Raw genomic sequence first — 7,904 nt, forward strand, 5'->3', positions numbered from 1 at the left:
GACAAATGACAAATGACAAATGACAAATGACAAATGACAAATGACAAATGACAAATGACAAATGANCAATTTTAAGATATATCTATTTTTTCATTTTTCTTTTTTTTAAAAGGAACTCGAACTAAGTTATAAGCACCCTTTGTCGATAAATTCTTGTAATCATCTGGCTGTAAGTCCATTTGTAAAAACTTTTTCTGTTCAGCCAATAGCAGCACCGATGGAGGTTTTAACCCTTTGGCAGCCTGGTTTTTAATATGCTCTATAGCTTCTTGGGGAAATCCTAAATAATTTACATGAATGTGGCTATAAAATACCACACTAGGCTTTTTGAAACCAAGCATGATCAATTCTTCATTTGGTTGTTTTGCTTCTAGGATAACCGCAGATAATTCTCTTAAAGGTAATTGACGTTCTCGATCGATAAAAAACGAAGCAGGCGTTAAAACAAAAATTACAAACGCCACAAACCCGATTAAATTAATACTGATAATGTGCTTCCATTGACGACTCAGTAAAAAACCCGCAACTAAAATGGCAGAAACCAACCACATTACGCCGGCTATTACTGGTAAACCAGATTTTTGAATTAGTTCATGGAAGTTACTTATAGCTGGATCGGTACCTAATATGTGGGTTATGTTAAACAGTGCTGTTGACAGAACTGATAAAAACACTACATTCAACCAACCACTCACTCGGAGAAAAGTGGGAAAGGAGGAAATAGGAATTGTTTGTCTATCCTCTGTATCCTGGAAAAAGTCGCTCCACAATAGCGCCACTAGGATGGCTGCTGCTGGCATTAAAGGCAATACGTAACTAGGGAGTTTGGTAACAGCAATGCAGAAAAAGCCAAAGATGCTAGCAAACCAGAACCAGGCGAATAAACCAAACTGCTGAAAACGTTCAACAGATCGCCAATGCGATCGCTGCCAAAACTTAAGCCTGACTACTGCTACTGGTATATACACTGAGCATGGTGCAAAACCCAACAGCACCACTATAAAATAAAAATACCAAGGTGCTGAGTGACCATTAACTACTTCTGTAAAGCGTTCCAGGTTGTGATAACCAAAAAAGGAGTTAATGTAATTCCAGCCATTGCGCCAAATTACTAAAGCATACCAGGGCACTGACAAACCCAAAATTATCAGCATACCCACCAAGAGGCGCATTTCTCGCAATACCTCTCGAAACCTTCCCACGTAAAGCAAAAAGGCACCAACAATTAGCCCCGGTAAGACAATTCCCACTGGGCCTTTAGTCAAAATTGCTCCAGCAATTAGCACATAAAAAGCTAAGTACCACTTATTAGGGAATGGGGAGTTCGCTTCGCTCCGGGATTGGGAAAATTCCTCCCCACTTCCTGCAATTCCCTGTTTCCCAGTCCCTAGTCCCCAGCCCCCAGCCCCATCTTTGCCTGCATACCCTAAAAAGAAACATAACAAAGCTGATGCCATACATCCGGTAAGCAACATATCAGAGACACCCGTTCTCGCCCAAATAATAGTTTCGGGATTGAGTGCCATGAGCGCTGCTGCTGTAAAAGATGTTAAGTAGCGACGAGTAGGACGTGAAACTTGCTCTAGTTCGTCTTGTTTAGTTAAATACCACTGTACGGTGTAAAAAGCTAAACAAATTAAGCCGAATGCTGCGATCGCAGAAGGAAGGCGTACCGCCCACTCATTCACCCCAATCATGTGATATGCGATCGCTTGACACCAGTAAATTAAAGCAGGTTTATCGAAACGAGTGTCACCATTGAAAAATGGGGTTATCCAATCACCTGTAACGAACATCTGGCGGGAAGCTTCGGCAAATAGCGGCTCTGTCTCATCAATCAAGCCAGTGTTGCCCAAATTCCACCCAAAAGCTATCCAGCCAATCACCATTAACCACAAAATGGATACAGTTACGCTCAGGGCTGGATTCTTTGCTATCTTGTTGAACCACCGATCAACAGTGTGCTTAACACTCAAATTCATGCTCATTAGTCAATAGTCAACAATCACTACTCAATAGTCGTCGGTTATCTATGTTTTGTTCTTCGGAGTTTTTAATTTAATAATTTTCCTCTACTCAGTACTCTACCAACTGTAGGGTAGACACTGCCTACAATGTCAAAATAAAAGTTTGACCGAACGATCGAGGGTGCTGTTAGCGCTACTAACTATGGACTCAGCACTAGTTGCCATTCCCTATTTTGGGAATTCCATTTAGGTAATTGAGTTTCACCGACAACGTAGGGGCCCCAGTAACGACGGGAACCATCTTGTGCAAAAGCAACTAAAATATCTCCCTTCTCCAGTTTTAAATTATTCTGAGGTAGGGATAAAACCAGTCCCTTCTCACTACCTTCTTGGGGAGCAAAATCCCAATGTGCCGGTATATCATAGTGAGTCTGTTTAGTACTAGAGCCTTTTGCTACTGACTGTCGTGCCAGTAGAGCCAATCGCACAGGCTGATTTGTTTGATTGCTCATCCGTAAAGTCCCTTCACTCTTGGCAATGCTTGCTGATTTATCACGCTCTGCCAAGACAGGATAAGTATTATCTCTAATACTATGTTCTACTTGATTGCTTGGAGTAGATAGATTAGCGGAAATACCTTTTTCAGATGAAACAGGTGTAGAGGAAGTTGTCTCCCACCCTTGAGTTTCTGTTGGCAGTTGTGAAGATGTATCTGGGTTTGTGGACTCAAAGGATACACTCACTCCAAAGCATCCTACCAACACAACAAGCAGTCCCAAGCAAGAAGCTGTAATACCGACGTTACGATACACTGAATATTTCATATTGATAGTTATTAGAAATAAATATTTTGTCTAGGCTTGACCAAATAGTAGCCTATTATCACAAGAGCCAATCATAGAAAGTATCCTAATATAGACTTTCCTAAAATTAGGGATACTAATGTATTATAAATATCATTTTTATCGGAAAATATTTGGAGGAAATAATTCCCTTGATGTTTGATAGACAAGGGTTACAGACACCCTTTATTTTATGTATTGACCGTAGGCTTGGATAAAAATAATAAAATTAGATACCGCGCCAGCCAATTCATTTGTATAAAAAATAAGAATTTACTGAAACCGCTAACGGCTTCAACAAGGCGTTCTTTGGTAAACCTTAGATAAATCTAAGATATATATTTCATCTTGCGTTACAATAAGTACCCTTTGAAGGGACTGTACTTTCTGAAAGACGATCGGATGTGCAAATTTGGATTAACACTGGAGATCCAGGATACATATATAATATTAACAAATAAGCTTAGACTAAAACTAATATCTTCCTTACCTAATATAGAGATATTTCAAGATATCTTGACTTTTACTTAGAAGTCATTGTGATGCAAAATACCCGTCTCAATAACTTGTTTGATGCCATTGTTACACGCTTGGGTCAATGGTTTTTAAATCCTTGGCGGCGGCTATCGTTGCTGATAATTAGTTTTTTGTTCGGTTTTTTTCTGGGAAACGCAGTTTCCACTACAGCCGGTCAACGGGCAGAATTAGATATTGTGGTAGCTGGTTTTTTTGTAGTGTTGACGGAAGTTATTAGTAGGATATTTTACAGTCAGAGCTTTTTCGCCAAGCGATCGCTCTTTGTAGACTCACTAAATCTCCTTAAAGTTGGTTTCACTTACAGCCTGTTTCTTGAAGCCTTTAAGCTGGGATCGTAGGGAGATGAGGAATTTATGAATTTGTGGCTGGGTGAAATTTTGGTAACGGATACGCTGGGGGAAACTTGGCAGCAACAAGCTAGAGTTGCAGCGCTGGCAGATAAGTTAAGGGCTAAAGCTTTTGGGATTGCGCCAGAAAATGTCGATGAAGTAATAGAAAAGCGATCGCAGTTACTAAAATCTGTCCTCCCAGCTTTCAGTCAATTCTGCCAAACTACCCTCCAAATCGAACCCAAGGAAATGTTACAAGTTTTGTGGGACTTGTGGCTGCCTTTGGGGATCAAACTAGCATCGCAGCGCCAACAGTTGGAACGCCCTCTGATTCAGGGAATATTAGGAGGACAAGGCACTGGTAAAACCACAATGTCTAAGGTTCTCAGCTTGATTTTGAATCAGTTGGGATACCGGACTCTGAGTTTGTCTTTGGATGACTTATATAAAACTTACAGCGATCGCTTGGTTTTAACACAGCAAGATCCCCGCTTGATTTGGCGCGGCCCACCAGGAACCCACGATGTAGATTTAGGCTTAGATGTACTAGATAAAATCCGCCAGTCGCAAAATTCCGTTATGGTTCCCCGCTTTGATAAATCTGCATACAAAGGTGCTGGCGATCGCACTAATCCAGAAATGATAACAGGTGTAGATATTGTACTATTTGAAGGTTGGTTTGTGGGTGTACGACCAATTAACGAAGATATATTTGATACTGCACAGCCGCCAATTTTCACAGATGAAGATAGAGCATTTGCCCGTGATATGAATCGTCGCCTCCATGATTATTTACCACTGTGGGAGCGATTAGACAGCTTAATTTTGCTCTATCCAACCGATTATCGCTGTTCTTTGGAGTGGCGCAAACAGGCGGAACAGCAGATGATTGCTGCGGGGAAGTCGGGGATGAGCAATTCAGAGATAGAGCAATTTGTCAATTATTTTTGGCGATCGCTTCACCCGGAATTATTTATCAAGCCGTTGGTAAAAGATGCAACAGTGGTCGATCTAGTGATTGAGATCCATGCCGATCGTAGCTTTGGTGAAGTTTATTGCGATCGCACTTAGGGCGTTAGTTCTCAAACAAACAGACGATGAACTTCTTCTAAGGATAAATTACGAGTGTTGAGTATTGTCATATATTTTTGCTTGATTAAGGTGCAACCTAATCCAAATATCTATATAAAATCTATTTTACCCCCTACTTGACTGACCAAGTTTGTTAAGCTGCAACAAAAAAGATTTGTCAGTTAATCAAATTAACTTCTTGACTCTGTGTTCTCTATGCCTCTGTGGTTAAATAAAAAGATTTTGAACCGCAGAGACGCGGAGGGCGCAGAGAGAAAAAGAGATTTTAGAAGTATATTAGCCAAGCCTTCTTTTAACTTCTTCAGCTAAATCTACAAGTAACACTTCTACTTGCTCACCTGTTTTCAAATTTTTCAGCGAAGACTTTTGCACTGCTGCTTCTTCAGAACCAATAATTACGCAAAATTGAATTCCTTGCTTATCGGCTAGCTGAAATTGCTTACCCAAGGGACGCTTATCAAAGTTAGTGATAACATTAATTCCAGCTTGACGAAGATTTTGCGAAACTTTTAAATAAGTTGACATTAAATCTTCTTGTATATTTACTACCATCACCTGGGCTGGTGTAGCAGCTAAGGTACTAAGAATACCCGCTTTTAACAACCGACTAATTAAGCGAGTTAAGCCGATAGAAATGCCGACACCAGGCATTTTTTCACCCAAAAATACCCCAACTAATTCTTCATATCTACCGCCAGAACAAATACTACCTAAAGCTTCATGTCCTAATAAGGTTGTTTCGTAAACTGTACCAGTATAGTAATCAAGTCCACGAGCAATGGATAAATCAATACAGAAGCGATTTTCGGCAACTCCGAGATTACGCACGCCTGCAACTAATATTTCTAATTCGCTAATTCCCAGGCTTAATTGCTCTGTTTCTGGTAGACTTTGGGCGAGATGCTTAAGCTTATCTAATACTTCATCAACGGAACCATCTATTTTAATAAAATCAATAATTTTTTGCGTCTGTTCTCCTGAAACTCCCTCTTTTTCTAATTCTTGCTTTACTTTAACTTCACCCATTTTTTCTAGATTATCAACAATATTAATACATGATTTAATTTTATCTTCGGTAATTCCAACTGACTTAAAAAAACCTGTAAGAACTTTGCGATTATTTATGCGAATGAGAAAATCACCGATGTTAATTGCTTCAAATATTTCAGTGATAATTGCAGGCATCTGAGCATCATAAAGTAAGCTGAGTTCCTTACGAGCAACTACATCAATATCGCACTGGCGGAATTGACGAAAACGCCCATCTTTCGCCCGTTCTCCCCGAAAAACCATATCAGTTTGGTAGCGAGCAAAGGGAAAGGTTAACTCATTTAGGTGACGAGCAATATAAGCCGCCAAAGGAACTGTTTGATCGAACTTTAAAGCTCTTGCTTCCGAACCCGTTTCGCCGGATTTATCTCTCTCGGCTTGTCGATTTGGTGGAAGAATCGGATCGATGCCATAAATGATATTATCGCCTTGGTTTCCTTTAGCTTGCAGCACTTCTAAACGTTCTACAGCAGGTGTTTCGATGGGCGTAAATCCGTAGCTTTCAAAAACTCTACGGATGATATCTAGTAAATATAATTCTAGACGCTTTTCATTAGGCAGAAATTCTGGGAAACCACTAGGAGTAGAAAAGTTTATTTTGTCAACTTTTGCCATACGTGTACCTTACTAAGTTGCTATTTGAGATGAAAGCCTAACTACTAGAAATCGTGGCTACACAAACAAAGTCCGCCTGCGCGGACTGGAGAATAATGAATGATTATGTTTGAGAACAGAAATTACTATTTTAGCCGTTCTTCTTGAATTAAGGTGCATTGAAAGATTTTATTGTTCTTAAACCAATGCCAAGTGCGGGCACGATTGTTATTGTCAGGACTAATGTAGATCATTTCGTATAAGCTCATTTCTGGGTTTGTTTTATAAGTAAACCACAAAATCACAATTGAATCATCGGCTTCCCAAGCTTTACCTTGAATGCGATCGGTGTCAAACCAGAGTTTATTATCTTTATAGCTTCCGGGAAATTCATATTCTTCTCGTTTCCCATCAGACCACTTATAGCGATTAATTTGGTAGTAGGGATGAGGGCCATTTTCTGGAAATTGACAAGTTAAGTGAGACTCATAACTGTCGAGGATTTTTCCTGCTGTATCAATTAATGTATAAGTTCCTACCCAATCTCCCTCGTGACGGGCAAGTACGGGCATTTCTTGTCGAATATTAGAAACCATGCTGTATCAACCTTTTTAGAATTTGTAATTTTTGTGATGCTCTTTAATGCTTAAAACACACACTTTCATTATCAAGATAAATCCGATCGTTGCCAAGTACACCCATAAGTTAACCGATAAGCAAGCAAAGCAGTTCGAGATTAAAACCGAAATGTTTAAGGAGTTTAGAGTCAAAAACCCATACAAGCCATCGCTCTACTTTTCCTCTTACAGATACTATCTTTTTACACGTTCTAAATTTGACATCAACTTACTAAGTACTACGGCTACAAAATATATTTCCTTTCTGGAAAAGACATTATCCCTTGTGTAGTCAACATCAACTATTACTTGAAGCTCAATAAAGCTCAAGAGGAACTCATGATTAATCAAGCTATAGATATAATCTTTGTAGATTCCTTTGCCTTTGCAATTAATGTGACAGTAGGTACACTACTTCACAGTAAAATCTGCAACTACTCATGGGAAGGAAAAGTTGAGGAGAAGCCTCAGCTAGAAGAAATTAGCTCTAATCTATCTATTTCAACACCATCTTCCGAAAAAATAGATGAAATCGCTCCTGTTCTAAGCAAATATTCCAAAGTAAATGCAAAAATGAAAGCAGAAGCTTTGGGTAAAAAAGCTTCGACGAGTGTGTAGATATAGCAATCCTAAAAAATAGCCCTTTCAAGGTGACTAGTAAAATCTCTTATTTTTTCTCAGCGCTACTGACACTTTGCTCAAGTCGGGAAACCCTTTCGGCAGTCGCTCATGGGGAAACGCCCTTCTCTACGAGACGCTCTGCGAAGGCGCTAGCCTCTCCCTTTGGAGAAAGACCGTGCTGCCTGCCTCACCACGCAAGTCCCGGATTTCTCACCACATCTCTCAAAACCTTGTACTCTTGAGCAGGGGAGCAGG

7 protein-coding genes are annotated in these 7,904 nt (G+C 39.9%); 3 read left to right on the forward strand and 4 right to left on the reverse strand.

All coding sequences use genetic code 11. The features are described from left to right. Nucleotides 1-71: 71 nt before the first annotated feature. Together CDG79_RS27220 and CDG79_RS27225 are read right to left on the reverse strand one after the other, a co-directional pair. Complete coding sequence (locus CDG79_RS27220) at nt 72-1,988, reverse strand: ArnT family glycosyltransferase (protein ID WP_094344892.1); 1,917 nt, start codon at nt 1,986-1,988, stop codon at nt 72-74. A 179-nt stretch (nt 1,989-2,167) separates the two neighbouring features. Next, nucleotides 2,168-2,791, reverse strand: coding sequence for a hypothetical protein (locus tag CDG79_RS27225; RefSeq protein ID WP_094344893.1), 624 nt, complete (start codon nt 2,789-2,791; stop codon nt 2,168-2,170). Nucleotides 2,792-3,351: 560 nt separating this feature from the next. Between CDG79_RS27225 and CDG79_RS27230 the strand changes: the two genes are divergently transcribed. After that, nucleotides 3,352-3,684 (forward strand): DUF565 domain-containing protein, encoded by a 333-nt coding sequence (locus CDG79_RS27230; protein WP_094328519.1) that lies wholly within the window; start codon nt 3,352-3,354, stop codon nt 3,682-3,684. Between the two features lie 15 nt (nt 3,685-3,699). Next, a complete protein-coding gene (locus CDG79_RS27235; protein ID WP_094344894.1) occupies nt 3,700-4,746 on the forward strand; it encodes a glycerate kinase in 1,047 nt (348 codons plus the stop codon). A gap of 297 nt (nt 4,747-5,043) precedes the next feature. Here the strand turns inward: CDG79_RS27235 and hisS are convergent, their stop codons facing one another. Both hisS and CDG79_RS27245 read right to left on the reverse strand, forming a co-directional pair. Then, complete coding sequence (gene hisS, locus CDG79_RS27240) at nt 5,044-6,432, reverse strand: histidine--tRNA ligase (RefSeq protein WP_094344895.1); 1,389 nt, start codon at nt 6,430-6,432, stop codon at nt 5,044-5,046. A gap of 125 nt (nt 6,433-6,557) precedes the next feature. Beyond that, nucleotides 6,558-7,007 (reverse strand): DUF3598 family protein, encoded by a 450-nt coding sequence (locus CDG79_RS27245; protein ID WP_094344896.1) that lies wholly within the window; start codon nt 7,005-7,007, stop codon nt 6,558-6,560. A 360-nt stretch (nt 7,008-7,367) separates the two neighbouring features. Here CDG79_RS27245 and CDG79_RS27255 point away from each other — a divergent pair, with 360 nt between their 5' ends. After that, entirely contained in the window at nt 7,368-7,646 is a 279-nt protein-coding gene (locus tag CDG79_RS27255; protein WP_104900922.1) for a hypothetical protein, read from the forward strand. The last annotated feature ends 258 nt before the right edge of the window (nt 7,647-7,904 follow it).

It is taken from the genome of Nostoc sp. 'Peltigera membranacea cyanobiont' 232 (assembly GCF_002245985.1).
GTDB lineage: Bacteria > Cyanobacteriota > Cyanobacteriia > Cyanobacteriales > Nostocaceae > Nostoc.